Below are 23,947 nucleotides of genomic sequence, written 5' to 3'. Positions count from 1 at the left end.
CTGCAACGGAAGCTGGTCAACGATGCCCTCCTCACCGACACACACGCTCCGGACGAGGCGGTCACGCCGTCGCCTCGTGGGTGCCGCGATCGCCGTCGGGGCCGCCACCCTCGGCGTCCTCGCGACCACCCAGACCGCGGTCGCTGCACCGAACCCGCCGTCCTCGGCGTTCGGGCCGAACGTCGTCGTGTTCTCCCCCGACATGCCGCAGGCCGACATCCAGGCGAAGGTCGACGCGATCTTCGCGCAACAGTCCGCCAACGAGATGGGCACGCAGCGGTACGCGCTGCTGTTCGAGCCCGGAACGTACGGATCGAGCACGAACCCGCTCGACATCCGCGTGGGCTACTACACCGAGGTCGACGGTCTCGGGCAGGACCCGTCCGGGGTCACCATCAACGGGGGCGTGACCGCGACCGGTACCGACGGCAGCGGCGCGCTCGACACGTTCTGGCGATCGGTCTCCAACCTGACGATCCACGTCGTCCCGACCGCGGACGCGTGCCACACGGGCAGCGAGATGTGGGCGGTGTCCCAGGCGGCGCCGATGCGCCGTGTCCACGTCGAGGACTACACGACGTTCATGCCGTACTGCGAGAACCCGAACTACGCGAGCGGTGGATTCGTCGCCGACTCCGAACTGCAGGGCGGGGCGCTCAACGGATCGCAGCAGCAGTTCTACGTCCGCAACTCGGACCTCGGCGCCGGCTGGTCGAACGGCGTGTGGAACCAGGTGTTCTCCGGCGACGTCAACGCGCCGGCGCAGTCGTTCCCCCAGCAGCCCTACACGACGCTGGCGACGACACCGGCATCGCGCGAGAAGCCGTACCTCTACGTCGACGCGAACGGCGCCTACCGGGTGTTCGTGCCCAGCGCGCGAACGAACTCGGCGGGGACGACGTGGGCCACCGGGCACACGCCCGGGCAGTCGCTGCCGCTGAGCAGCTTCTTCGTCGCCCACCCGTCGGACTCCATCGCGAAGATCAACTCCGCACTCGCACAGGGCAAGGACCTGCTCGTCACCCCCGGCGTCTACGACGTCGCACAGAGCATCGCCGTCAAGCGAGCGGACACGGTCGTCCTCGGGCTCGGCATGGCCACGCTGACCGCCCAGAACGGCGCCGTCCCGATGACCGTCGCCGACGTGCAGGGCGTCGACATCGCCGGCCTGACGTTCGATGCCGGTGCCGTGAACTCCCCAGCGCTGCTCCGCGTCGGCACGGGCCACGACAAGGGCGGCAAGCACGTGGCGAGCGCCACGGACCCCACCGCGCTGCAGGACGTCTTCTTCCGCGTCGGCGGTCCCCACGTCGGCAAGGCCACGACGAGCCTCGAGGTGAACAGCGACGACACGATCCTCGACGACATCTGGGCCTGGCGTGCTGACCACGGCGTGGCGGGCTCCGTCGGGTGGACCGTGAACACGGCCGACACCGGCGTCGTCGTGAACGGGGATGACGTCACCGCGACCGGCCTGTTCGTCGAGCACTACCAGAAGGACAACGTCATCTGGAACGGTGAGCGCGGTCGGACGGTGTTCTTCCAGAACGAGCTCCCGTACGACGCCCCGAACCAGGCCGCGTGGCAGCACGACGGGGTGAACGGGTACGCCGCGTACAAGGTGGCGGACGACGTCCGGACGCACGAAGCGTGGGGCCTCGGCAGCTACATCTACACCAACGTCGACCCGACGCTCCACGCGACGCAGTCGTTCGAGGTGCCGAACACGCCCGGGGTCGTCATGCACGACCTCACGACCGTCGCGCTCAACAGCAACGCCGGGACGATCGACCACGTGATCGACGGCCAGGGGCCCGCCGCCACGAGCGCGAACACGGGGCAGCCGCAGACCGTCACCACCTACACCAACGGGACCGCTCAGTAAGGTCCAGGGCACCATCGAACGCCGATGGCCGGGAGCACACGCTCCCGGCCATCGGTGGCTCGGCGGTCGTGGTGCCGGATTCGACGAGCGCGCGACCGGCTCGAGGGCGCTCTCCGCGCCTCCCCCGCGGGACCGTCAGGACGACGTCACGCTGGTTGCGCCGGATGGGCTGCCAGCACATCGCCGAGGAGGCGGACGAGAGCGTCGCGATCGGCGGGGGACAGTGCTGCGAGGAGCTCGTCCTGCACGGCGTCGGCCTGCGTTCGGAGATCGGCGAGTCGTTCCCCGCCGTTCGCCGTGATCGTGACGATGTTCCGCCGTCGATCCGCCGGGTCGGGGGTCCGGAGCACGGACTCGTCGGCGTCGAGCCGGACGACGATGCCGTTGACGTTGTTGCGGTCCAGACCCAGCACCCTGCCGATGTCCGCCTGGCTCAGCGGGCCGTACTCCTGCAGCGCGGACAGCACCGCGAAGTCCGAACGCGCCTCGAGCGGCATGCGCGCAGCGGTCAGGCGGGTACCGATCGTCGCCACCCGTGCGGCCTGCCAGCTGACGAGGGTGCGGAGCGCGTGAGGAGGTCGAGGATCAACCGACATGCACCGAGACTATCAGTTGGTACGGCCAACGAATCGGTGTTAGCGTTGGTGCCACCAACATTGGTCGGACCAAGGAGTTCTCATGCCATTCACCCCATCCCCCGCTTCACTCGCCGGTCGGCGCGTCCTGGTCCCCGGCGGAACCGGCGGCGTCGGCGAAGGTGTCGTCCGCGCGTTCCTCGATGCCGGCGCCGATGTCGTCGTTCCCACTCGCTCGGACGAGCGGGGCACGGAGCTGCGCGCTGCACTCGGCCATCTCGGGGTCTCGCCGTTGCTGCACCTCCCGACGCACGACTACACCTCCTTCATCGGAGCGGACGAGCTCGGCCGACAGATGACCGAGCGGCTCGGCGGGATCGACGACGTCGTCGTGCCGGTCGGCGGATGGTGGCAGGGCGGCCCCCTGACCGGCATCCGCGAGGACGACTGGGGGGCCGCGTTCACCGGCCTCGCCACCGCGCACATGGCGCTGGCACGGGCGATCGTGCCGCGGCTGAGCGGACTCGGCGCGTACACCGTGGTCGTCGGCCAGTCCGCCACGTTCCCCGTCCCGGGGAGCGGGCTGGTGAGCATGGAGCAGGCCGCGCTGCTGATGATGCAACGCGTCCTGGCCGCCGAGACGCCGGACCGCAGGATCCACGCCCTGGTCCTCGGCCCCGTCCGCACCCGATTCGTCGATGGCGAGCCGGAGCAGGTGTCCGCCGGCGAGGTCGGCGACGTGGCCATCGCGCTCTCCCGGGCCGCCGACGTCCCCAGCCGTGCCGTGCCCCTGGGCTCCAGCGGCGAGGCCCGCGCGCTCGTGACCGAACTGACGCAGACGGCCTGAGCGCGTTGCTCCACGTCCCTCTCCGGGCCACGAGCCGGGAGAGGGACGTGCTCGTCGAACGGGCTCGAGCGAAGCACCTGCTGCTCCCCGCCCCTGCCGATCCCTCGTGGCGATGTCGCCGCACAGGAGGGGCTTCAGCGGCTGCGAGGACGGGAACGAGGTCCGGACCTGGCCACGGCCACGACGTCAGAGGCGACGATGAACACGATCCCGCCCCACTGCCACGGAGCGAGTTGCTGCCCCAACACGATCAGCCCCACGGCAGCAGCGGCGACCGGGTTGAGGCTCATGACGATCCCGAACAACGACTGAGGGATCCGACGGAGCACCACCACGTCGGTGGCGTAGGGGACCACAGACGAGAGGACGCCGACTGCCGTGCAGAGCACGCTGGTGGCGACGTCGAACCGCCCGGTCAGGAGCAGCGACAGCAGGATCGGCAGGGAGGCCAGCGCAGACGCGCAACTCGCCACGGCAGGTCCCTGGAGGCCCGGAAGCCGGCTCCCCACGACCCGGTTCAGCACGATGTACGCGGCCCAGCACAAGGCCGCGGTGCAGGCGAGCGCGACGCCGATCCAGTCGGTCGACGGACCGGGAGACACCAACAGGACCACACCCGCGCCCGCACCCACCGCGCAACCGGCCACCCGCCACGACCGTGCACCGACCAGGGCCACGGTGACCGGTCCGAGGAACTCGAGCGTGATGGCGAGGCCGAGCCCGATCCGCCCGATGGCGGTGTACAGACTGAGGTTCATCACGGCGAACACCCCACCGAGCGACAGCGCAGGCCACCACTGCGCCCACGACATCCGGGCGAGGTTCGGTCGCGCGAGGGCGGTGAGCGAGATCGCGGCGATGAGCTGCCGCACGGCCACGACGCCCGGCGGCCCGACACGAGCGAAGGCGAGATCCCCCAGTGCCGCTCCGACCTGGTTGCTCACGGCACTGCCGAGCAGGGCGAGGACCGCCCCTCCCGGCACCTTGACCGAACCGCTCGATGTCACCACTTCTCCCGTCATGGTGAACACAGTGCTTCGCGGCTGCGCGATCGGGAAATGCAGACCACGACGATCTATACGCTGGACGCATGGACGTGACTCTGGTTCAGCTGCGCGCACTCGTGGCGCTGGTGTCGACCGGGACCTTCACCGACGCGGCCATCGATCTCCACGTCTCGCAGGCCTCTGTCTCACGAGCGGTGCAAGCCCTCGAGGCGGCGCTCGGCTTCTCGCTCGTGCGCCGGACGACGCGCTCGCTCGAGCTGACGCCGCAGGGACGACGAGTGGTCGATCACGCCCGCCGCATCCTCGACGAGGTCGAATCGCTGCGCGACCTCACTCCGCGCGCGAGCACCGAGGTCCGCATCGGGTATGCATGGTCGGCCCTCGGCCGACACACGACGAGGTTCCAGCGCGAATGGGCGGCAGAGCACCTCGAGCCGGCACTCTCGTTCGTGCAGAGCAACACCCCGACCGCGGGGCTCGCCGAGGGCGGCGTCGACGTCGCGATCCTGCGTCGTCCTGTCGATGATCCTCGCTTCGACTCGGCTCCGATCGGCACAGAGCGACGCTTCGCGGCCCTCGCCTCCGACGATCCCCTGTCGCGACGCCGGAGCGTCACCCTGGCCGACTTCGCTGGCCGCACCGTCGGCATCGATCTGCGCACCGGGACCACAACAGCCGACCTCTGGGCAGGCATCTCGGCCCCGGCGGCGTTCCGTGACACCCGGCACGTGGACGACTGGCTGACGCTGGTGGCCGCCGGTCAGGTGACCGGGATGACCTCGGAGGCCACTGCCGCACTGCACGCTCGAACCGGGGTCACGTTCCGGCTCGTTCGCGACGCTCCCCCGATCGAAGTGCTGATGGCGTGGCGAAGAGCGTCGGCACCTCCCGCCCTCGCTGCGCTGATCGAGAAGGCTCGGGGGCTCCTCGCCGATCCGATCTCCGGTACGAACGACCGTCGAGTGGGTGGTCCGTTCCCGTTGTCAGCCGCTGGATCTCGACCGTCAGTTGGTCCCTGAGTCGAGGTCTCCGGAGCGGGGCCGGGCCGCAGCATTGATGGCCACGGCGACGCCGCAGAGCGCGGAGGCGCGCCTCGCGTTGTTCGTCACAGGCCCGAGCTCCCGGTGAGTACTCGATGGGCGTGGTCGAGCCGGGCACGCGATCGCACCGCTGGGAGGCGCCCGCCGATCTCGAGCGTCGCCAGCCCGTGGACCGTGGCCCACGCGACCTCGGCCGCCGTGTCGTCCGGAGCGGGGAACGCCGCCTTGATCGCGGCGAACCCACGTCCGAGCGCATCGGGAACGGACCCCGAGCCGAACTCGAGCCCGGACGGCATCGAGAACATCGCCTCGTAGAGACGGGGTCGGCCGACGGCGAAGTCGAGGTACGCCTGCATCCGCGGCAACGGCTCGGCAGGAGCGGCTTCGAGTGCTGCCGCGAGTTCGCCGAAGCCGTCGAGGGCCACGGCGTCGATGAGCGCCTGCCGGCCTCCGGCGAACGCGGAGTAGATGACGGGCTGCGTGACACCGAGTTCGGCAGCGAGACGGCGCATCGTCACCGCCTCCCACCCTTCGGCTTCCGCGACGCGGCGGGCGGCGCTGACGATCTCGTCGCGCCGGTGGTCGAGGTCCGGTGCTGGTCGTGGGGACATGCTCCGAGAGTAGCAGAGCGAAGTTAGATAACACCGGTAGACATCGTCGGCGAGAAGCGCTACGGTCATTGCAGATCAGCGTTACCTAACACCGAAAGGAATCACTCGTGTTCATCGCAGCCTTCTCCGTCGCCATCGCCGGATGCCTCTTCATCCTCTTCATCGGCGGCCGCTTCCTCATCGCGCCGGCGATCGCCACAGCGGGGTTCGGCGTCGCCGAGGACCGTCGGCGCGCATTCACGAGCATCAAGGGGGTCCGCGACATCACCTCGGGCATCGTGCCCCTGGTCGTCCTCGCCGTCGCCGGACCGCACGTCTTCGGTTGGGCGCTCCTCGCTGCGGCGATCACCCCGATCGGTGACGCGATCATCGTCGTCACCAACGGCGGCACCCTCCGCCAGGCCCTCAGCGTCCACGGCGCCACGGCGCTGCTGCTCGTCATCGCCGGCCTCGTCCTGGCACTCGCGTGACCTCGGCGCCGCATCGTCCGAGGCGGCCCGGCGGCCGGTCGACCCACTCCGCCGCCTGATCTCTCCCACCACCAACACCCACACCACCGCCACGAAAGGTCCGGACCCCATGAGCACCACGAACGAGCACGACACCACCACCGAGATCGTCCTGGCTTTCTACGAGCCCTTCCGCACTGGTGACACCTCCGTGTACGACGAGGTCCTGGCGGCGGACTGGATCGACCTCCCCCTCGCCTCGGGGCAGGAGCAGGGCCCGGCCGGCATGGCCGCACAGATCGCGCTGTTCCGTCACGCGATGCCGGACTACAGCGTCGAGCACCAGGACGTCATCGTCCAGGGCGACAGGGTCGCTGTCCGCAACACCGTCTCGGGGACGCATCAGGGCGCGTTCATGGGTCACGGGCCCACCGGCAAGCGCATCGAGATGCGCACCATGGACATGCACCAGGTCCGCGACGGGAGGATCGTCGCCACCTGGCACCTCGAGGACTTCGCCGGCCTCATGGCCCAGCTGAACGCCCCTGTCGACGCGCCCACGCCCGCTGCTTGGGGCTGAGCCGCGCCGGGAACAGGAGGGCATGAACGCACCGGGTGCGTTCGTGCCCTCCTGTTCGTGTCACTCGACCGACGCTCCGGCCGGCTGCGGGGCCAGCGTGCCGGGCGCCGGCGGCACGGGTCGGCGTCCCGGCAGGAGCGCCGCCATCACCGTGGCGAACGCGGTGACCCCGATCGCCCACCAGAACGCCTCCTGGAATGCCGCAGCCGCGTCGTTCCCGGCTGCGGCACCGGCGAGCACGACCGCGAGGACCGCCGTACCGAATGCGCCACCGAGCTGCTGTGACAGGCGGGTGATCGTGCTGGCGTGCGGCATCTCCGGGCGGGCCAGTCCGACGAAGCCGACGGCCATGATCGGGATCATCACCGCGCCGAGCCCCAGGCCGCGGACCACGAGGACGAGTCCGATCCACCATGAGCTGGTCGATCCGTCGGCGAAGGCGAACGGGATCGTCGCCAGGAGCACGATCGCGAAGCCCACGATCGCGACGGTGCGAGCACCGATCCGGTCGGTGAGCCGCCCGGCGAGAGAGCGGCTGAGCAGGGACCCGACGCCCTGCGGGATGAGCAGGAGCCCAGCATCGAGCGCGTCCGCGCCGCGCAGCTCCTGGAACGACAGCGGGAGCAGCAGCATGCCGCCGTAGAGCGCAGCGCCCATCAGGAACATCAGGGTCGCGGCGGCGGCGAGGGGTCGGTGTCGGAGCAAGGCGAGGTCGACGAGGGCGGCGTCGCGGCGGCGCGTTGCCCAGAGACAGAACGCGACCAGGAGCAGGAGGCCGGCACCGAGTGGCGCCCAGACGTCGAAGCGGGCGAACCCGTCGGTCCGGCTCGCGTTGCTCAGCCCGAACAGGATGCCGACGACGGCGGGCGAGAGGAGCACCAGCCCCACGACGTCGAGCCTGGCCTTGCCGGTGGGGCCGTCCGCGGGGATGAACCGCCAGGCGAGGACCAGACCGACGACGGCGAACGGCACGTTGACCCAGAACAGCCACGGCCAGCTTCCGGCACCGAGGATGAGTCCGCCGATGACCGGACCGAGGATCGGGCCGAGGGCGGTGGGGAGCGACACGATCGACATGAGCTTCCCGACGCTCCGGCCGCCCGCCGCCTGCATCAGCAGGGTCGTCAGCAGGGGCATCATGGCGCCGGCGCCGACGCCCTGGACGATCCGGAACCCGATGAGGCTGCTGACGTCCCACGCCAGCGAGCAGAGGACGCTGCCGACGAGGAACACGACGAGCGACGCCATCCAGAGGCGGCGCCCGCCGACACGGTTCTGCAGCCACCCGACGATCGGGACGGTGACGCCCATCGCGAGGAGGTAGCCCGTGCTCACCCACTGGATCGTGTCGACGCTGACGCGCAAGTCGTGACTCAGGGTGTGCAGGGCGACGCTGACGATCGTCGAGTCGAACAGCGGTGCCATCGCCCCGACGACGAGTGCGATGGCGAGTCTGGAGAGGTTCCGGTCCACGATGCTCCTTGGATACGCGAGCGTTTCTTAACGAGCACGACCGTATCCGTCCGCGGTAAGATACGCAAGTGGATCTTGTGAAGACGCGTCGCCGCGGACCCGAGCTCGAGGAGGCCCTGCTCGACGCCGCGTGGGAGGAGCTGCAGGCGGTCGGGTACCCCGCGCTCACCTTCGAGGGCGTCGCAGCACGCGCAGGCACGTCGAAACCGGTGCTCTACCGGCGCTGGCCCGCGAAGGTGGACCTCGTGCTCGCGGCACTGCAGCACGGCGGTCTGTTCTCGCGGCGTGAGCTCGTGGACACGGGTTCGCTCCGGGGCGACGTCCTGCACGCACTCCGCGACTTCAACGCATACCGCTCGGGGTTCATGGCCGCGATCAGCGTCTACATGGCGAGCATCAACGCCGAGACCGGACTGTCGCCGGCGGACCTCCGCGAACGACTGCTGGGCGGGCGCTCGAGCATCGGTCGGGTGATGCTCGAGCGGGCCGCCGCCCGCGGGGAGATCCCGGCGCGGGACTGGCCGGACGGGGTCGCCTCGCTGCCGTCCGACCTGGTCCGACACGACCTCGTGATGTCGCTCAAGCCACTGCCGGACCGCCGGATCGTGGAGATCGTGGACGACATCTGGCTCCCGCTCGTGCGGGGGTGACAGCATGCGCCCGACGCGGATGCTGATGCTGATGCTGATGCTGATGCTGATGCTGATGCTGATGCTGATGCGGGAATCGTGGCGAGGAGTTGGAGGACGGATGACGTACGTGGTGGTCGGCGCACGGGGCGGCACCGGCGCGGGGAGCTCGCGGGCTCGGACCGATGTCGTCACGCGGACCGTCACGTCGGCCGACGGCACGGCGATCGGGTTCCTCTCGCAGGGCAGGGGCCCCGGAGTCATCCTCGTGCAGGGTGCGATGGCCGACGTGCAGGCCTACCGACGCTTCGCGGCAGTGCTGTCGACCGCGTACACGGTCCACTCGGTCGACCGGCGCGGGCGCGGCCTGAGCCCTCGCCCCTACAGCGCCGACCACGACATCGCCCGCGACGTCGAGGACGTCGACGCGGTCCTCGCCGCGACCGGCGCGACAGCCGTCTTCGGTCTGAGTTCCGGAGCCGTGATCACCCTCGAAGCGGCCCGCACCCTGCCCAGGGTCCGTGCGGCGGCGGTCTACGAGCCGCCCTTCTACCAGGACGGGATCGACCGCGCCGGGGTCCGCCGGCTCGCCGGGGAGATCGAGCGCGGCGACCTGGCCAGCGCACTCATCGACTCCCTCCTCGTCGCCGAGACCGCGCCGGCCGTCATCCGCCGGATGCCCCGCGTCATCGCCCGCGTCGCGGCGCGGCTCGTCATCGCGGTCGACGCCGTCGTCCGGCGAGGCGGTCCGACGTTCCGGTCGCTGCTGCCCGGCGTCCGGTACGACTTCCACGACGTCGCGCAGGTGGACGGACGCCTCGACGAGTACGTGACGGTCCGGAAGCCCGTGCTGGTGGTCTCCGGGACCGCCAGCCCCGCGTTCTTGCGCGCGGCGGCCCGCAGAGTCGCCACGGTCCTCCCGGACGCACAGCACGTCGAGCTCGACGGGCTCGGCCACGACGGCCCGTGGAACCACGGCGCACCGGAGCAGGTCGCCGCGGCGGTCGCGGCGTTCCTCGCGTCCGAGTGAGCGGGCGGAGCGCGCGTGGCGACCGGCGCTCCCCGCTCCGAGCGCCCGCAACCCGCGCGAAGGAGGGTGTCGAGCCGGGGATCGGCCGTCAGGAGGACCGGGACACACGGACATCACTCGCCCGACCGACGCTCGGACACGGCGTCGCCCCTGACACTCCGAGCATGGACACGACCACGCCGATCGACACGGCCCCCGGGGATCCGATGCTCGACCTCTTCGGACGAGGGACCCAGGACGTGCACGAGACGAGCACCCCCGCTCGTCTCGCAGCCCTCGCTGGGCTCTCGGCAGTGCTGGTCGGCGGGATCGCGATCGTCGCCGCAGCTGTCGTCACGGTGATCCTCTTCGTGATCGCGGTGGCGCCGATGGTGCCGTTCCTCCTCGGCGGCCCGTTCTGAGTCGCGGCAGGTGTGATGCGCTGGTGACGGGCCTCCTTGACGCGCTCGCGCGTGGACGGTTAGCGTCTGGAACGATCTCCGCGTCGACGATGACCGGAGCGAGGGAGCCACCGTGAAGCGAAGCGCACGCAACCGAGCAGGGGCGATCGTGGCGGGTACCGCCACCGCCGCCGTCCTCGCCGTTCTGGGAGGATCTCCGGCGGCATTCGCCGCTCCGGCCCCGGACCACTTCCCGCCGGGGGTCGCCAGCAAGCAGAACCCCGTGGACACGCAGCGCGCCGTCGAGACCTACCAGGCGTTGCAAGCGAACCTCTACGACCCGGCGCACAAGCTGTACGTGAGCAGCGACGCCCGCGAGCCGTACGGCTACCTCTGGGACGACGTCAACGGCTTCGCCGCGACCGATGCGGGGGCATCGCTGCCCGGCGTGGGAGCCCGCTACGCCCGGGACCTGCAGGCCCGAGACCAGGGGATCCAGGCCTACCACGACACGCACGAGACCAGCCCCACCGGTGCCGCCCAGCCGCCGGCCTACGCGTCCGGCGTGCTGCCCCCGCTCGGCCCCGACCAGCCCACCTACTACGACGACAACGCCTGGGTCGGCCTGGACTTCCTGCAGCAGTACGCCATCGACCACCAGAAGCGGGACCTGGCGCAGGCCGAGGGCGTCTTCAAGTTCGCGGTCAGCGGGTGGGACACCGACTCGACCGGCGCGTGCCCGGGTGGGGTCATGTGGGAGGACACCGCGGACTCCCCGCGCAACACGATCTCCAACGCCCCGAACGCCGAGGTGGGCCTCGAGATCTACCAGGTCACCCGTGACCCCTACTACCTGACGTGGGCGACCCGCATGTACAACTGGGCCCGCGGCTGCATGATGAACGCGAACGGGATGTACTACGACCACATCAGCCCGGACGGGAGCATCGACCAGACCCTCTGGAGCTACAACCAAGGGACGATGATCGGAGCGGGCACGCTGCTCTACGAGAGCACCGGGAACCGCACCTACCTGCAGCAGGCCGAACAGACCGCCGCCGCCTCGGTCAGCTACTACGGCACGAACCGGAACCTGTACCACCAGCCCGACGTGTTCAACGCGATCTTCTTCCGGAACCTGTTCGGGCTGGCCGCGATCAACCACGACCCGAGCTACGCGCGGATGGCGGCCGCCTACGCCGACACCGCATGGGTGGAGGACCGCCAGTCGAACGGACTGTTCAACGACCCCGACGCCTCGGGTGGTGAGTCGCCCGTGAACCAGACGGCGCCGATGGTGGAGATCTACGCCCTGCTCGCGAAGAGCGCACCCGTCTACGCCGCGACCGGTTCGACCAACCCGTCCTCCGTGGCCGTGCAACCCGGCACGTCGGGCACGACCACGCTCAGTGTCCAGTCGGTCGAAGGCCGCGCTCAGATCGTGCACTGGACGGCGAAGGCCCCGGCCGGACTGACCGTCCGCCCGATATCCGGCACCCTCGTCGTCCGCGCAGGCGGCACCGCGAGCACGCCCGTCTCGATCACCGGAGGCACCACCGACGGCAACCAGCAGGTCACGTTCGCCTTCTCCAGCACGGCCGGTGCGGTCCCGTCGGTGACCACGTCGGTGCTCGTGGCCCGGCCCGGCGACCTGGCTCCGTACTACGACAACACGGGTATCTCCGACGACAGCGCGCAGGCGACGGCCGACCTCGACGGGTACGGGTTCAGCTACTCGGCGCAGGCCCTGGCCGCCGGCGGGCTCACGCCGGGCGCGACCGTCACGAGTGACGGCATCCAGTACGACTGGGCGGGTACCCCCGGGCAGCCGGACAACATCGTCGCCGCCGGCCAGGTCCTCGCGGTCCCGGCCATCGCGGGAGCCACCGAGCTCGGCATCATCGGCTCGGCGACGAACGGTCCCTCGACCGGTCCGTTGACCCTCACCTACACCGACGGCACCACGCAGCAGGCCACACTCGGGTTCAGCGACTGGACCGCCAGCAGCCCGTCATTCGGCAACGGCACCGCCGCCTCCACGCCGTACCGCAACAGCACCGGCGGTTCGTCGCAGGGGCTCGGGACGCACCTCTCCACGACGAAGATCGCACTGGAGGCCGGCAAGACGCTCGCGTCGGTGACGCTCCCGACCCGCGCCGACCAGGGGCTGCTGCACGTGTTCGCGCTCGGGACGGACAAGGGGGCGCTGACGACGGCGGGCTGACGGGCCGCGACTGCGTCAGCGCGTGCGCGTCGCCAGGGTGAGCACTTCGGCGCCGTCCGCGGTGATGGCGATCGTGTGCTCACTGTGCGCCGTCCGGCAGCCGGTCGCGCTCCGCAGGGTCCACCCGTCAGGATCGGTGACGAGCCGGAACTGATGGCCGAGTAGGCGGCGTACCCGTCGGGGATCACGGCGAGGTCGAGGGTGAGCAGATCACCGTCCGCGAGCACCCGATCGTGCGGGAGCCCATGGAGGACCGCGTCGACCGCGGCGGTCACCGCGCCGGGGCGGTGCTGCCCTCCTCGTCCAGCAGGCGCCAGACGGGGTCTCCCGACACCGTCGCGGACGCGGCCAGGACGAGCACGAGCGCGAACGGACCCGGGACGAGCACGACGACCGAGGCGCTCCAGGTGACGGCCGCCCACAGGCCGAGGACGCCCACCGCGAGGACGCCGACGACCGGGATCGGCCGTCTCGCCACGGCCCGGAGGCAGAACAGGGCGAGCGACGGACCACGCAGCGATGGCACGCGGACCGCGACCGGGAGCGCGAGCAGGCCCGCGAGCGATCCGAGGACCGTGACCGCCCCGCTCACCGCCAGCGGCACGAGCGTGATCGTCGCGTGGGTCTGGTGCAGGACCTCCAGTGACACGAGCGAACACACCGCCGCGACGGCCGGCACGGCAGCGGACGCGAGCGCGAGCCGGACGGTGTGGCGCACGTAGCGGTGGAAGCCGAACACCCGGACATCCGCGCCGTTCAGGACGTCGGTCGTCACGCCGACCAGGCCCGCGAACACCGGTGCGACGAGGAGCGCCCAGAGCACCACCGCCGTCGGCGTCACCCCCGGAGCGACGAGGACCGCGACGACGATCGCGGCGCACACGACGCTGCTGGCCACGACCAGCGCCGGGAGCTGGTCCCACACACGTCGGGCGACGGTACGGGCCTGTGTCGTGGCGGCGGGCTCCGCGGCGCTCATCCGCGGATCCCGCTCTGCGCGATGCTCGAGACGAAGCTGCGCTGGAAGACGAGGAACAGCACGAGCACCGGGAGGACGACGAGCGTGATCGCGGCGAACACGACCACCGCCGGTCCTCCGCCCTGGCCGGCCTGCAGCGTGACGAGCCCGATCGGCAGCGTCATGTGCTGCGGACTGTTCAGGAAGATGAGCGGCCCGAAGTAGTCGTTCCACGCGGCCTGGAAGTTCAGGATCACCAGCGCCGCGATCGCCGGCCCGGACAGCGGCACGAGCATCCGGAACAGGATCCACAGGTGCCCCGCCCCGTCGATGCGCGCGGCTTCGTCGAGCTCCAGCGGGATCGAGTTGAAGTACTGCCGCAGGAAGAAGATGTCGAAGACGTTCACCAGCAGCGGCAGGACGAGCGCCGCCAGGGTGTCGATGAGGTGCAGGGTGCGCATCATGATGAACACCGGGATCACCGTCAGCTGGACCGGCACCATCAGCGCGCTGAGGATCCCGACGAACAGCACGCCGCTGCCGCGGAACCGCAGGCGCGAGAACGCGTACGCCGCCAGGGTGCTCGTCGTCAGCGCACCGAGGGTGCTGAGCGACGCGACGACGAGGCTGTTCAGGAACATCTCGCCGAAGGGGATGAGCTGGGACACCCCCGCGAAGTTCTGCACGGTGAACGGCGTCGGGATCCACGTCGGCGGTAGCGCGAACGCGGACCCCGCCGCCGTGAGGCTCGTCGAGATGAGCCACACGAGCGGCGACACCATGAGGAGGCCCAGGAGCAGGAGGACGAGGTCGAGCACGCGGGACCCGGTCCGGAACCGGCGGTGCCGCCGCCGCACGGGAGGCTCGGTGACGGTCCGCGGCGATGTTGCGGTCTCGAGGATCGAGGCGGTCACTGCTCGTACACCCACTTCCGCGAGGCCCAGAACTGCAGGGCGGTGACCGCCATGATCACGACGAACACGACGAGCGCGATCACCGACGCGTAACCGATCTGGAAGGCCTGGAACCCGGTCCGGTACAGGTACATCACGACCGAGATCGTGGCGTTGTCCGGTCCGCCGCTCGTGATGATCTGCATGGGGTCGAAGATCTGGAACGCCCCGATGAACGTGATGATCGTCGCGAAGAAGATCGTCGGCGACATCAGCGGCAGCGTGATGTGCAGGAACACCTGTCGTTCGCTCGCGCCGTCGGTGCGCGCGGCCTCCTGGAGCTCGGACGGGACGGTCTGCAGACCCGCGAGCATGATCACGAAGGTGTACCCGATGGTGTGCCAGAAGTCGACGCCGATCAACGACGCCAGCGCCCAGTGCGGGTCCGTGAACCACTGCGGCGCCGCGACCCCGACCAGGTGCAGGTAGTACTGCACGTACCCGAACGACGGGTCGAGCACGTACTTCCAGAGCAGCGCGACCGCGGCCCACGAGATCAGGAACGGGAAGAACACGGCCGCCCGCACGAAGTACGACAGCACCCGGTTCATCGCCCGGTTCACCGCGACCGCGAGGAGCATCGCGCCCAGGACGTGCGTCACCACCGACGCGAACGCGAACACGAACGTGTTGAGCAGTGCGTGCCCGAGGGTGCCGTCGGTGAACAGCCGCCCGAAGTTCGCCAGACCCACGGGGCGCGCCGGCGTCAGGAGGTCCCACGAGAAGAACGCGAGGACGATGGTCGCGACGAACGGCACCGCGATGAACACGATGAACAGGAGCAGCGCGGGGCTGAGGAAGGCGTACCCGAGCCAGTTCGGCTGCCGGTAGCCGGCCGGAGCGGGACGCTTGGCACCCGCCCGCGCGACGGTGCTGGTCAGCGCGGCGGTCACAGCAGCGCCTCCAACTGTTCGTTCACCTGCTTCAGTGTGGCGGCCGGGTCGCCGTTCCCGAGCAGGATCTTGAGCCACGCCGCCTCGATCGCCTGCTCGCTCTCGGCGCCCCGGTTGATCGAGGGCACGGGTGTCGCGTCCTGGGCGATCTGGTAGAGCAGTTCGGTGCCCTTCGGTGCGCCGTCGAGGAACGCCGAGCTGAGCGCGACCGACTTGCGGGCCGGGACGTTCGAGCCACCGGCCTTGGCGGCCGTGATCGCCGACTCCTTGGTCGTGAGGTACTCGATGAAGGTCCAGGCGTCGTCCTTGTCCTGCGATGCCTTGAGGATCGGGAACGCGTCCCAGCCGATCGGGCTGGCCGAGACCGTCTTCATGGGCGACTTGACGATGCGCACCTTGTCGACGAGGTGCAGACGCTGCATGTCGATGTTCGGCCAACGACCACCGGCGAGCGACGCGAGCTTGCCCTGGGACAGCGCAGTGGGCGCGTCGAACGTGCCGCCGGGCTTCGGCGCGTACCCCTTGGCGACCATCATGCGGCAGTACTCGGCTGCCTCGATCGCGGCGTCCGAGTCGATGGTGGGCTTGGTCCAGTCGGCGTTGAACGTGCTGGCGCCGTTGGTGAGCAGCCACGGCATGATGTAGGCGAACTGGTCGCTCGTGAAGTTCAGGATGTACGCGCCGGTCTTCTGCTTGATCTTGGCCGCGGCGCGTTCGAAGTCGTCCCAGGTCCAGTCCTCGTCACCGGGCAGGTCGACACCGGCCTTGGCGAAGACCTCCTCGTTGCAGTAGAGGGCGACGGTGTTGAACCCGCCGGGCATGTAGTAGGTGGTCTTGCCGGGGTTGCCGAACTGGTCGTTCACCGCTTTGTAACGAGGCGGCAGGTCGGCGTAGTAGTCGTCGATCGCCGCCCGGTGCTTCGCGATGTAGGGGTCGAGGGGCGCGACGAGCTGCTTGGACCGGAAGATCCCGAGGCCCTCCGTCGCGATGTCGATGACGTCCGGCGTCTGTCCGCCCGCGATCCGGGTCGACAGCGTGTTGGCGAACGACGCCCAGTTGTTGCTCGCGATCCCCTGGGGTTCGAAGTCGATCCGGGGGTGGCTCTTGATGAACGCTTGGTACGCCTGCTTCGTCGCCTTCTGCTGCGTCGCGTTCCCCATGTACACGAAGGTGAGCTTGCCGCCGCCGCCGGAACCACCGCCCGTCGAGCAGGCGGAGAGGACGGCCGACAGGGCCGGGACGGCCGCTGCGACACCGAGACCCTGGAGCAGGGTCCGGCGGCTGAGGAGGTGACCGGCGCCGGCGGGTGTCCCGCCGGTCTGCCGTGGTCCGGGTGCGTACACGGTGGATCCCTTCAATGCGTCGTTGCATCTGGCATCTCGACCGAAATCGATTACACGCAGTGAACCGCCGCTGCGCCCGGATGTCAACAGCGAGTCCCACGCGATGCTCGCAAATCCCCGCCAGGAGCGGGATGACGGATGCCGGATCAGCCTCTTGTGCGTGAAATCGGTTTCTGCGATGCTCGGCCCATTCGAGCAAAGGAGCACGATGACCACGACGTCTGCACACCCGGGACCGGCGCTCACCGCGGCCCCGACGGCCGAGACACCGGGAGCGGCGGAAACGGTCGCCCCGGACGAGCAGGGGGTCCGGGCCCGACCCTGGTCGGGCCTCCGGGTCCATCCCGCCACCGACACGGTCGCGGCCTTCCCGCTCGGTGGCATCGGGACGGGCAACGTGTCCGTCGGCGCGCGCGGCGAGTTCCGGGACTGGGAGATCGCGAACCACCCGGACAAGGGGACCTGGCTCCCGTTCACGTTCTTCGCCCTGCGCGCGGCGGTACCCGGCCGTGCCGCCGTGACCCGGGTGCTGGAGTCGCGCCTGCCGGGACCCCATGAGGGCGACTCGGGCTACCACATCGGCAAGGTCGCCGGACTGCCGCGGTTCGCCGGCAGCACGATGCGGGGCGAGTACCCGCTGCTCCGGATCGACCTCACCGACGACGCGGTCCCCGTCGACGTCGAGATGACCGCGTTCACGCCCCTCGTGCCCCTCGACGTGGACGCCTCCGGGCTGCCGGGCGCCGTGATCCGCTACCGGGTGCACAACCCCCTGGACACGCCGGTCGAGGTGAGCGTGGCCGGGTCCATGTCGAACCCGATCGGGCATCGCGGGCACGACATGTTCCAGGCGCCGGTGGTCGAGGGGATCCCGACCGTGACGGGCCGTCGCGAGCCCGGACTCACCGGACTGGTCTTCGGCACCGACCTGCCACCCGAGCACCCGCTCCACGGCAGCGCCGTGCTGGCGACGATCGACGCCGACGCGACCATGACGGAGCAGTGGCCCGTCGACCGCTGGCAGGACGGTGTCCAGCTGTTCTGGGACGACTTCACCGAGGACGGTCACCTGGAGCCGCCGATCGCCTTCACCCTCGAGGACGAGACGGACGTCACACGGCTCCCGCGCCAGCGGGTCGGCAGCCTCGCCGTCGCACACGTCCTGGCACCGGGCGAGACCCACGCGTTCGAGTTCCTGCTCACCTGGCACGTCCCGAACCGGCCCCGCGCGTGGCAGGGCAACTGCGGCCTGCCGAACACCCACGAGGACCAGGTGGTCCGCAACCACTACGCGACCCGACACACCGACGCCTGGGCGGTCGCCGAGCACCTGACCGGGTCCCTCGAGGCGCTCGAGCGCGACACCCTCGCGTTCCACGACGCCCTGTTCGACTCGACGCTGCCGCCGGAGGTCGTCGACGCGGTGTCGTCGACGCTCGTCGCGCTGCGGAGCACCACGTGCCTCCTGCTCGACGACGGTTCGGAGGAGGGCCGGTTCGCCGCGTGGGAGGGCAGCTTCGACCACGTCGGCAGTTGTGAAGGCACCTGCACGCACGTCTGGAACTACGCGCAGACCGTGGCGAACCTGTTCCCGTCACTCGAGCGGAGCGCACGGCGGACCGAGTTCCTCGACGAGACGCTGCCCGACGGCCGCATGCGGTTCCGCACCAACGCGGTCTTCGGCAACGACCCGCACGAGTTCCACCCTGCGGTCGACGGCCAGATGGGGACGATCGTGCGGTTGTACCGCGAGTGGCGGTTCAGCGGCGACGACGGGTTCCTCACGGAACTCTGGCCCGCGGCGCAGCTGGCGCTCGAGTTCGCGTTCCGGGCGTGGGACGCGAACGGCGACGGCGTGCTCGACAGCGAGCAGCACAACACGTACGACATCGAGTTCCACGGCGAGAACTCCCTGGCGAACTCGATGTTCTTCGCGGCCCTCCGGGCAGCGGCGGCGATGGCGGAGCACCTCGGCGACCAGGCCGCGGTCGACCGGTACCGGGAGGCGGCCGAGCGGGGCGCGGAGCGGATGGACGCACTGCTGTTCAACGGCGAGTACTACGAGCAACGGACCGACGACGTCGACGCCCACCGCTACCAGTACGGGACGGGGTGCCTGTCGGACCAGCTGTTCGGCCAGACCCTCGCGCACCTCGCGGGGTTGGGACACGTCCTGCCGGAGGACCACGTCCGGAGCGCGGTGCGTGCCGTGTACGAGCACAACTTCCGGAGGGGGTTCGCCGACTTCCACAGCGTGCAGCGCACGTACGCGCTCGACGACGACCGCGGCCTGCTGCTCTGTTCGTGGCCGCGTGGGGATCGGCCGCGGATCCCGTTCGTGTACAGCGACGAGGTCTGGAGCGGCATCGAGTACCAGGTCGCGACCACCCTCGTGTACGAGGGACTCGTCGACGAGGCGCTCGAGCTGGTGCGCGCGGTCCGCGACCGGTACGACGGCCGGAAGCGGAACCCGTGGAACGAGGTGGAGTGCGGGAACCACTACGCCCGGTCGATGGCGAGCTGGGGCGTCCTGCTCGCCTTGACGGGGACTGCCTGGGACGCCACGACGGGCACGCTGCACCTCGCGCCACGTGCCGCCGCGGTGCGCGACGGCGTCTTCCGCTGCCTCGTCACCACGGCCCGCGGGTGGGGCGAGGTGGTCGTCGACGACGGGCAGGCGCGCCTGCTGCTCCATGGGGGCGTGCTGGACGCGCGCTCGGTCACGGTCGACCTGGAGGCGGCGGGTCGCTTCGGCAGCGGACCGGTCGCGCTGGCGGCGGGCGACGTCGTCGAACTCGAGCTCCGCGACTGACGGACGCGGGTGCCGGCACCCGCCGGCCGGCACCCGCCGGCCGGCACCCGGCGGGCAGCGCCGCGGGCCCGCCGGCCGGCACCCCTGCCCGCCCGTCGGTCGGCGCCCGCGCCGGGTCGTCGGCCGGTACCGGGCTGCTCAGCTCGCGCGCGGAGCCGCGCCGGAGCCGAGGTGGACCTCCATGGCGTCGTGCGTGGGTGCCGGAGGACGGGCGGCGGTCGGTCGGTCCAGGTAGAAGAACGCGGTCGAGGCGATGTCGTCGTGGAGGGGCAGGTACCGGCCACCACTCCGCCAGCCCAGGGCCTGGATGTCGACCCGTGGCAGTCCCGTCCGGAAGGTGATCGGGTCGGCCAGGTGCCACCGGTACATCCCGAACCGCTGTTGGCTGTCGTAGAGCCCGTCGGGACGGATGACCTGCGGCATCCCGAGGTACGGCGTCGAGAAGGCGGTGTACCCCTGCCCGGGCACGTCGAAGTTCCACGCGCCGCCGAAGTAGTCCTCGGTGCCCGTGCCGCAGATCGTGGGGTGGTCGGTGTCGTCGTCGATCCAGAACTTGATCTCGCCCTCGCCCCACCAGCCCGGCGCGTTCGCCCCCCACGCCAGGTAGGTCCCCGCGTAGTGGCCGCGTCCTTCGACGCCCTCGAGCAGCACGTGCGTCTCGCCGTCCGGCAACGGGTTGCTCCGGCGCCACTGCGCGTGCAGGTAGGCGGCGTCGTCACCGACGTCCCCGAGCTCGTAGGTGACCTGGAAGTACACCCGTGCGGGCACCGTCGACGTGTTCTCGAGGGTCAGGTGCGCGTTCCGCCGGAACGGCATGGGCCAGTAGCTGTTGAACCCGCCGTTCGGGTTCGCCGCGACGACCTGCGACGACACCTGGGCGAAGCGCCCCCAGCCGGAGCAGAAGAAGTCGCCGTAGGGGACCTCGACGGCCGGCTCGTCGGCGTCGTCCCACGTCGCGCGGAGGACGAGGGTGCGCCAGTGGTCGGTGTGCGTCGTGATCCAGAGGTGGGTGATCCGTCCGGGGCCGGTGATCCGCGCCAGGTCGTACGTGGCGCCCGGGGCGACGTCGACGCTCGGCGACACCTTCCAGCCCGGCCCGAGGTCCCGGGCACTCTCGGCACCGGTCCCGTCCGTCGCACGGCCGCCACCCCCTCGTGCGCCGTCGGGGTTCTCCGGACTGATCGACCGGGTCTCGGTCCGTCGGATCGTGGCGATGTCGTGCAGCATCAGGGGTCCTTCCACGTCGGGGTCGGCAGCCCGCACGGCCCCGCCGCACACTGCCGTGGGTGCAACCGATTTCAGAGACCGTGCGCCGCACTGTATGGTTCGCGGGACGGGGTGTCAACGACGGGAGGGCCGAGGTGGCGACGACGATCTACGATGTGGCGTCGCGCGCCGGGGTGTCGCCGGCGACGGTCTCCCGCGTGTTCAACGGCTCGAACGTCTCCCCCGACAAGGTGCGCCGAGTGCGCCGCGCGGCGGAGGACCTGCAGTTCACGCCGAACCGGACCGCGAGGACGCTGCGGCGACGGAACTCCGAGGTCATCGCACTCGTGATCCCGGACATCGAGAACCCGTACTTCACCGAGATGGCGCGTGGGGTCGCCGACGTCGTCAACGACGCCGGCTACTCGGTCGTGCTCTGCAACACCGACGAGTCGGTCGAACGCGAGGCCGAGTTCCTCCGCATCGCCGAGTCCGAGAACATGGCCGGCATCATCGTCGCCCCCGCGTCGGCGATGTCGGACCTCGGCGGTGTCGTCGCGCGGGGACGGCCGGTCGTCGCGGTCGACCGGCCGAGCCGCGACGACGTCGACGTGGTCACCATGTTCAACCGCGAGGCCGGGCGCGAGGCCACCGAGCACCTCATCGGTGAGGGGTACCGGCGCATCGCCTGCATCACCGGCCCAGCGGACGTCTCGACCGCCGTCGAGCGCGCCGGTGGGTGGTCCGACGCCGTCGCGCGAGCGACCGGCCACGCGCCGGAGGACGGGCTGCTGTGGCACTCGGACTTCCGGGTGGACGGCGGCGTGTCGGCCATGGAGGCCCTGCTCGCGTTGCCGGAACCGCCGGACGCGGTGGTGGCGGCGAACAACCTCATGGGGGTCGGGGTGCTCCAGGTGCTCGACGAGCACGGGCTCTCGCCGCTCCGCTTCGGCGTCGCCGTCGTCGGCGCGCTGCCGTTCACGACGATCTCCCCCCGGGCCGTCACGATCGTGCGTCTGCCGGCCGGCCACATGGGGGCGACCGCCGCGCGGCTCGTCCTCGAACGGATCGCCGGAGACACCCAGCCGTCCCGCACGATCGTCCTCCGGCACGCGGTGGAACCGGCCGGACCGCGCCTCCAGGGCCCCTGATCCGGCCGGCCGGATCGCGCCTCCAGGCCCCCTGATCCGGCCGACCGGATCGGCGCCGGAAACACCTTGACGGTGAAATCGATTTCGTGCACAATGGCGAAGCGCCCCGGTCAACGTCGACCGGACGCAGGAGCGGGAGCCCTCATGCGCAACAGCCTCGAACACCCCCTCAGCACCGTCCGGCGCGTCGACGTCCTCGACCGTTCGGTCGGCGACCGTGCCGCTGGGGCACGACGATGACCACCGTCCTGCCGACCGCGGTCCCACGGCCCGTCGCGGAACCGGACACGGTCTACCTGGTCGCGAGCGGCGACCTCCGCGAGAGCGCGAACACGGCCACCTGGCCCACGCAGGCCCGGATGGAGGCCGCGATCACCGACGCCGTCGCGGCCATGGGCCGCCGCGTGGTGCGGGCCCTCCCGGTCGACCCGGTGACGGGGCACGGCCTCATCTCGAGCCAGCGGATGGGCATGGAGGTGTTCCGCGGCATCCCGACCGACGCTCCGCTCGTCGTCGCGATCGCGGGGTGGCAGTACTCCCACCACGTGCTCGCCGGTCTGCGCGACCACGCCGGCCCGGTGCTGACCGTCGCGAACTTCGTCGGTGACTGGCCCGGACTCGTCGGACTGCTCGGCCTGAACGGCGGCCTGACCAAGGCACGGATCCCCTACTCCACGCTCTGGAGCGTCGACTTCACCGACCGCTGGTTCCTCGACGGCCTGCACACGTGGCTCGAGACCGGCTCGGTCACCCATGACACGTCGCACGTCCACGAGCTCCCGGACATCCCCGCGGGCGCCGCGCGCGACCTCGGTGTCGCCGTGGCCGACGTCCTCCGCACCGACAAGGCGATCATCGGTGTGTTCGACGAGGGCTGCATGGGGATGTACAACGCGATCATCGACGACGAGGTGCTCAACCGCCTCGGGGTCTACAAGGAGCGGCTGTCGCAGTCCGCCCTGTGGGCCGAGATGCAACGCGTCCCCGACAGCGAGGCGGACGCGGTCCGACGCTTCGTCGAGGAGCGGGGGTTCACCTTCCGCTTCGGTGCGGACGAGGCGACGGAACTCACCGAGCGGCAGGTCCGCTGGCAGTGCGCGATGTACGTGGCAGCGCTCCGGATCGCGGACGACTTCGGCCTCGACGCCGTCGGCATCCAGTACCAGCAGGGGTTGAAGGACACGTGCCCGGCGTCGGACTTCGCGGAGGGCCTCCTCAACGACCCGGACCGGCCGCCGGTCACGAGTCGTGACGGCAGCCGCGTGCTCTACGACGGACTCGCCCTGCCGCACTTCAACGAGGCCGACGAGGGTGTCGCCGTCGACGCGCTCGTCACGAACCGCGTCTGGACGGCCATGGGCCTCGACCCGTCGACCACGCTCCACGACATCCGCTGGGGTGAGGAGTTCGAGGGGGACTTCACCTGGGTGTTCGAGATCTCCGGCTCGATCCCGCCGTCGCACGTCGACGGTGGGTACGCCGGCGCGGAGGGATGGCGGCAGGACCGCGTCTTCTTCCCGCTCGGGGGATCGACGATCCGCGCGGTGTCGAAGCCGGGCGAGATCGTGTGGTCCCGCGTGTGGCTCGACGGGCAGGACCTCCAGATCGACATCGGCCGCGGCACCGCGGTGCGCCTCCCGCCCGAGGAGTCCGAACGCCGGTGGGCGGCGACGAACCCGGAGTGGCCCATGATGCACGCCGTGCTGCACGGCGTCAGCCGCGACCAGCTCATGGCGCGGCACCGGGCGAACCACCTCTCGGTGGTCTACGCCCCCGACGCGGCCACCGCCGACCGGGCGCTCGTCGCGAAAGCGACCGCGTTCGACCGACTCGGCGTCCGGGTCCACCTGTGCGGCGACGTCGCGGTCTGAGTCCCGCGCCCCTCCCCCACCCATCGGTCG

21 protein-coding genes and 1 pseudogene are annotated in these 23,947 nt (G+C 70.6%); 12 read left to right on the top strand and 10 right to left on the bottom strand.

Translation table 11 applies throughout. The annotated features are described in order from the left end of the window. The first annotated feature begins 76 nt into the window (after nucleotides 1-76). Nucleotides 77-1,885 (top strand): adenylyl cyclase, encoded by a 1,809-nt coding sequence (locus tag DEI86_RS15305; protein ID WP_111050081.1) that lies wholly within the window; start codon nucleotides 77-79, stop codon nucleotides 1,883-1,885. A gap of 146 nt (nucleotides 1,886-2,031) precedes the next feature. On the opposite strand, the gene DEI86_RS15300 is transcribed toward DEI86_RS15305, so the two are convergent. Next, nucleotides 2,032-2,481, bottom strand: coding sequence for a MarR family winged helix-turn-helix transcriptional regulator (locus DEI86_RS15300; protein ID WP_111014044.1), 450 nt, complete (start codon nucleotides 2,479-2,481; stop codon nucleotides 2,032-2,034). Nucleotides 2,482-2,563: 82 nt separating this feature from the next. Here DEI86_RS15300 and DEI86_RS15295 point away from each other — a divergent pair, with 82 nt between their 5' ends. Continuing rightward, complete coding sequence (locus DEI86_RS15295) at nucleotides 2,564-3,307, top strand: SDR family NAD(P)-dependent oxidoreductase (protein WP_111026377.1); 744 nt, start codon at nucleotides 2,564-2,566, stop codon at nucleotides 3,305-3,307. Nucleotides 3,308-3,441: 134 nt separating this feature from the next. On the opposite strand, the gene DEI86_RS15290 is transcribed toward DEI86_RS15295, so the two are convergent. Then, complete coding sequence (locus tag DEI86_RS15290; RefSeq protein WP_111050089.1) at nucleotides 3,442-4,329, bottom strand: DMT family transporter; 888 nt, start codon at nucleotides 4,327-4,329, stop codon at nucleotides 3,442-3,444. A 68-nt stretch (nucleotides 4,330-4,397) separates the two neighbouring features. Here DEI86_RS15290 and DEI86_RS15285 point away from each other — a divergent pair, with 68 nt between their 5' ends. Then, nucleotides 4,398-5,333 (top strand): LysR family transcriptional regulator, encoded by a 936-nt coding sequence (locus DEI86_RS15285; RefSeq protein ID WP_111010939.1) that lies wholly within the window; start codon nucleotides 4,398-4,400, stop codon nucleotides 5,331-5,333. Between the two features lie 86 nt (nucleotides 5,334-5,419). On the opposite strand, the gene DEI86_RS15280 is transcribed toward DEI86_RS15285, so the two are convergent. Then, nucleotides 5,420-5,965 carry a TetR/AcrR family transcriptional regulator gene (locus DEI86_RS15280; RefSeq protein ID WP_111050080.1) on the bottom strand — a complete coding sequence of 182 codons (546 nt, stop codon included), beginning with the start codon at nucleotides 5,963-5,965 and terminating at the stop codon, nucleotides 5,420-5,422. A gap of 107 nt (nucleotides 5,966-6,072) precedes the next feature. On the opposite strand from DEI86_RS15280, the gene DEI86_RS15275 reads away from it, so the two are divergent. Both DEI86_RS15275 and DEI86_RS15270 read left to right on the top strand, forming a co-directional pair. Continuing rightward, entirely contained in the window at nucleotides 6,073-6,435 is a 363-nt protein-coding gene (locus DEI86_RS15275; RefSeq protein WP_111037131.1) for a DUF4267 domain-containing protein, read from the top strand. Between the two features lie 109 nt (nucleotides 6,436-6,544). Continuing rightward, nucleotides 6,545-6,994 (top strand): ester cyclase, encoded by a 450-nt coding sequence (locus tag DEI86_RS15270; protein WP_111010936.1) that lies wholly within the window; start codon nucleotides 6,545-6,547, stop codon nucleotides 6,992-6,994. Between the two features lie 60 nt (nucleotides 6,995-7,054). On the opposite strand, the gene DEI86_RS15265 is transcribed toward DEI86_RS15270, so the two are convergent. Continuing rightward, nucleotides 7,055-8,467: an MDR family MFS transporter gene (locus DEI86_RS15265; protein ID WP_258376577.1), complete on the bottom strand. Its 1,413-nt coding sequence runs from the start codon at nucleotides 8,465-8,467 to the stop codon at nucleotides 7,055-7,057. A 68-nt stretch (nucleotides 8,468-8,535) separates the two neighbouring features. Here DEI86_RS15265 and DEI86_RS15260 point away from each other — a divergent pair, with 68 nt between their 5' ends. The 4 genes from DEI86_RS15260 to DEI86_RS15245 all read left to right on the top strand — a co-directional run bounded on the left by DEI86_RS15260 (nucleotide 8,536) and on the right by DEI86_RS15245 (nucleotide 12,730). Then, on the top strand, nucleotides 8,536-9,117 hold the full coding sequence (locus tag DEI86_RS15260) for a TetR/AcrR family transcriptional regulator (protein ID WP_220037278.1): 582 nt from the start codon (nucleotides 8,536-8,538) through the stop codon (nucleotides 9,115-9,117). Between the two features lie 100 nt (nucleotides 9,118-9,217). Then, entirely contained in the window at nucleotides 9,218-10,126 is a 909-nt protein-coding gene (locus DEI86_RS15255) for an alpha/beta fold hydrolase (RefSeq protein WP_181439813.1), read from the top strand. Nucleotides 10,127-10,290: 164 nt separating this feature from the next. Then, nucleotides 10,291-10,527, top strand: coding sequence for a hypothetical protein (locus DEI86_RS15250; RefSeq protein WP_111014050.1), 237 nt, complete (start codon nucleotides 10,291-10,293; stop codon nucleotides 10,525-10,527). Between the two features lie 112 nt (nucleotides 10,528-10,639). Further along, a complete protein-coding gene (locus DEI86_RS15245; protein ID WP_146244966.1) occupies nucleotides 10,640-12,730 on the top strand; it encodes a glycoside hydrolase family 76 protein in 2,091 nt (696 codons plus the stop codon). A 15-nt stretch (nucleotides 12,731-12,745) separates the two neighbouring features. Here DEI86_RS15245 and DEI86_RS16940 read toward each other — a convergent pair. From DEI86_RS16940 to DEI86_RS15220, 5 genes and pseudogenes are all read right to left on the bottom strand, one after another. Then, nucleotides 12,746-13,002: pseudogene (locus DEI86_RS16940) on the bottom strand (hypothetical protein); the annotation flags it as partial. After that, the gene (locus DEI86_RS15235; RefSeq protein WP_111050077.1) at nucleotides 13,002-13,709 is read right to left on the bottom strand and encodes a hypothetical protein; all 708 of its coding nucleotides are present in this window, start codon (nucleotides 13,707-13,709) and stop codon (nucleotides 13,002-13,004) included. The pseudogene DEI86_RS16940 and the gene DEI86_RS15235, both read right to left, overlap by 1 nt. After that, the gene (locus tag DEI86_RS15230) at nucleotides 13,706-14,602 is read right to left on the bottom strand and encodes a carbohydrate ABC transporter permease (RefSeq protein WP_220037277.1); all 897 of its coding nucleotides are present in this window, start codon (nucleotides 14,600-14,602) and stop codon (nucleotides 13,706-13,708) included. Before DEI86_RS15230 ends, DEI86_RS15235 begins: the two co-directional genes overlap by 4 nt. Further along, a complete protein-coding gene (locus tag DEI86_RS15225) occupies nucleotides 14,599-15,534 on the bottom strand; it encodes a carbohydrate ABC transporter permease (protein WP_220038533.1) in 936 nt (311 codons plus the stop codon). The genes DEI86_RS15230 and DEI86_RS15225 overlap by 4 nt, the downstream gene beginning before the upstream one ends. Then, on the bottom strand, nucleotides 15,531-16,877 hold the full coding sequence (locus tag DEI86_RS15220; protein WP_220037508.1) for a sugar ABC transporter substrate-binding protein: 1,347 nt from the start codon (nucleotides 16,875-16,877) through the stop codon (nucleotides 15,531-15,533). Before DEI86_RS15220 ends, DEI86_RS15225 begins: the two co-directional genes overlap by 4 nt. Nucleotides 16,878-17,085: 208 nt before the next feature. On the opposite strand from DEI86_RS15220, the gene DEI86_RS15215 reads away from it, so the two are divergent. After that, complete coding sequence (locus DEI86_RS15215; protein WP_181439812.1) at nucleotides 17,086-19,689, top strand: GH116 family glycosyl-hydrolase; 2,604 nt, start codon at nucleotides 17,086-17,088, stop codon at nucleotides 19,687-19,689. A 138-nt stretch (nucleotides 19,690-19,827) separates the two neighbouring features. Here the strand turns inward: DEI86_RS15215 and DEI86_RS15210 are convergent, their stop codons facing one another. After that, nucleotides 19,828-20,916 (bottom strand): glycoside hydrolase family 172 protein, encoded by a 1,089-nt coding sequence (locus tag DEI86_RS15210; protein WP_111050075.1) that lies wholly within the window; start codon nucleotides 20,914-20,916, stop codon nucleotides 19,828-19,830. A 134-nt stretch (nucleotides 20,917-21,050) separates the two neighbouring features. Here DEI86_RS15210 and DEI86_RS15205 point away from each other — a divergent pair, with 134 nt between their 5' ends. Both DEI86_RS15205 and DEI86_RS15200 read left to right on the top strand, forming a co-directional pair. Continuing rightward, nucleotides 21,051-22,046 (top strand): LacI family DNA-binding transcriptional regulator, encoded by a 996-nt coding sequence (locus DEI86_RS15205; protein WP_111014056.1) that lies wholly within the window; start codon nucleotides 21,051-21,053, stop codon nucleotides 22,044-22,046. Between the two features lie 236 nt (nucleotides 22,047-22,282). Next, on the top strand, nucleotides 22,283-23,917 hold the full coding sequence (locus DEI86_RS15200; RefSeq protein ID WP_111014057.1) for a fucose isomerase: 1,635 nt from the start codon (nucleotides 22,283-22,285) through the stop codon (nucleotides 23,915-23,917). The last annotated feature ends 30 nt before the right edge of the window (nucleotides 23,918-23,947 follow it).

The organism is Curtobacterium sp. MCBD17_028 (assembly GCF_003234875.1).
In the GTDB taxonomy this organism is placed as follows: Bacteria; Actinomycetota; Actinomycetes; order Actinomycetales; family Microbacteriaceae; genus Curtobacterium.
Note: the sequence above shows the minus strand (reverse complement) of the source record. Positions and strands in the feature narration are given on the sequence as shown.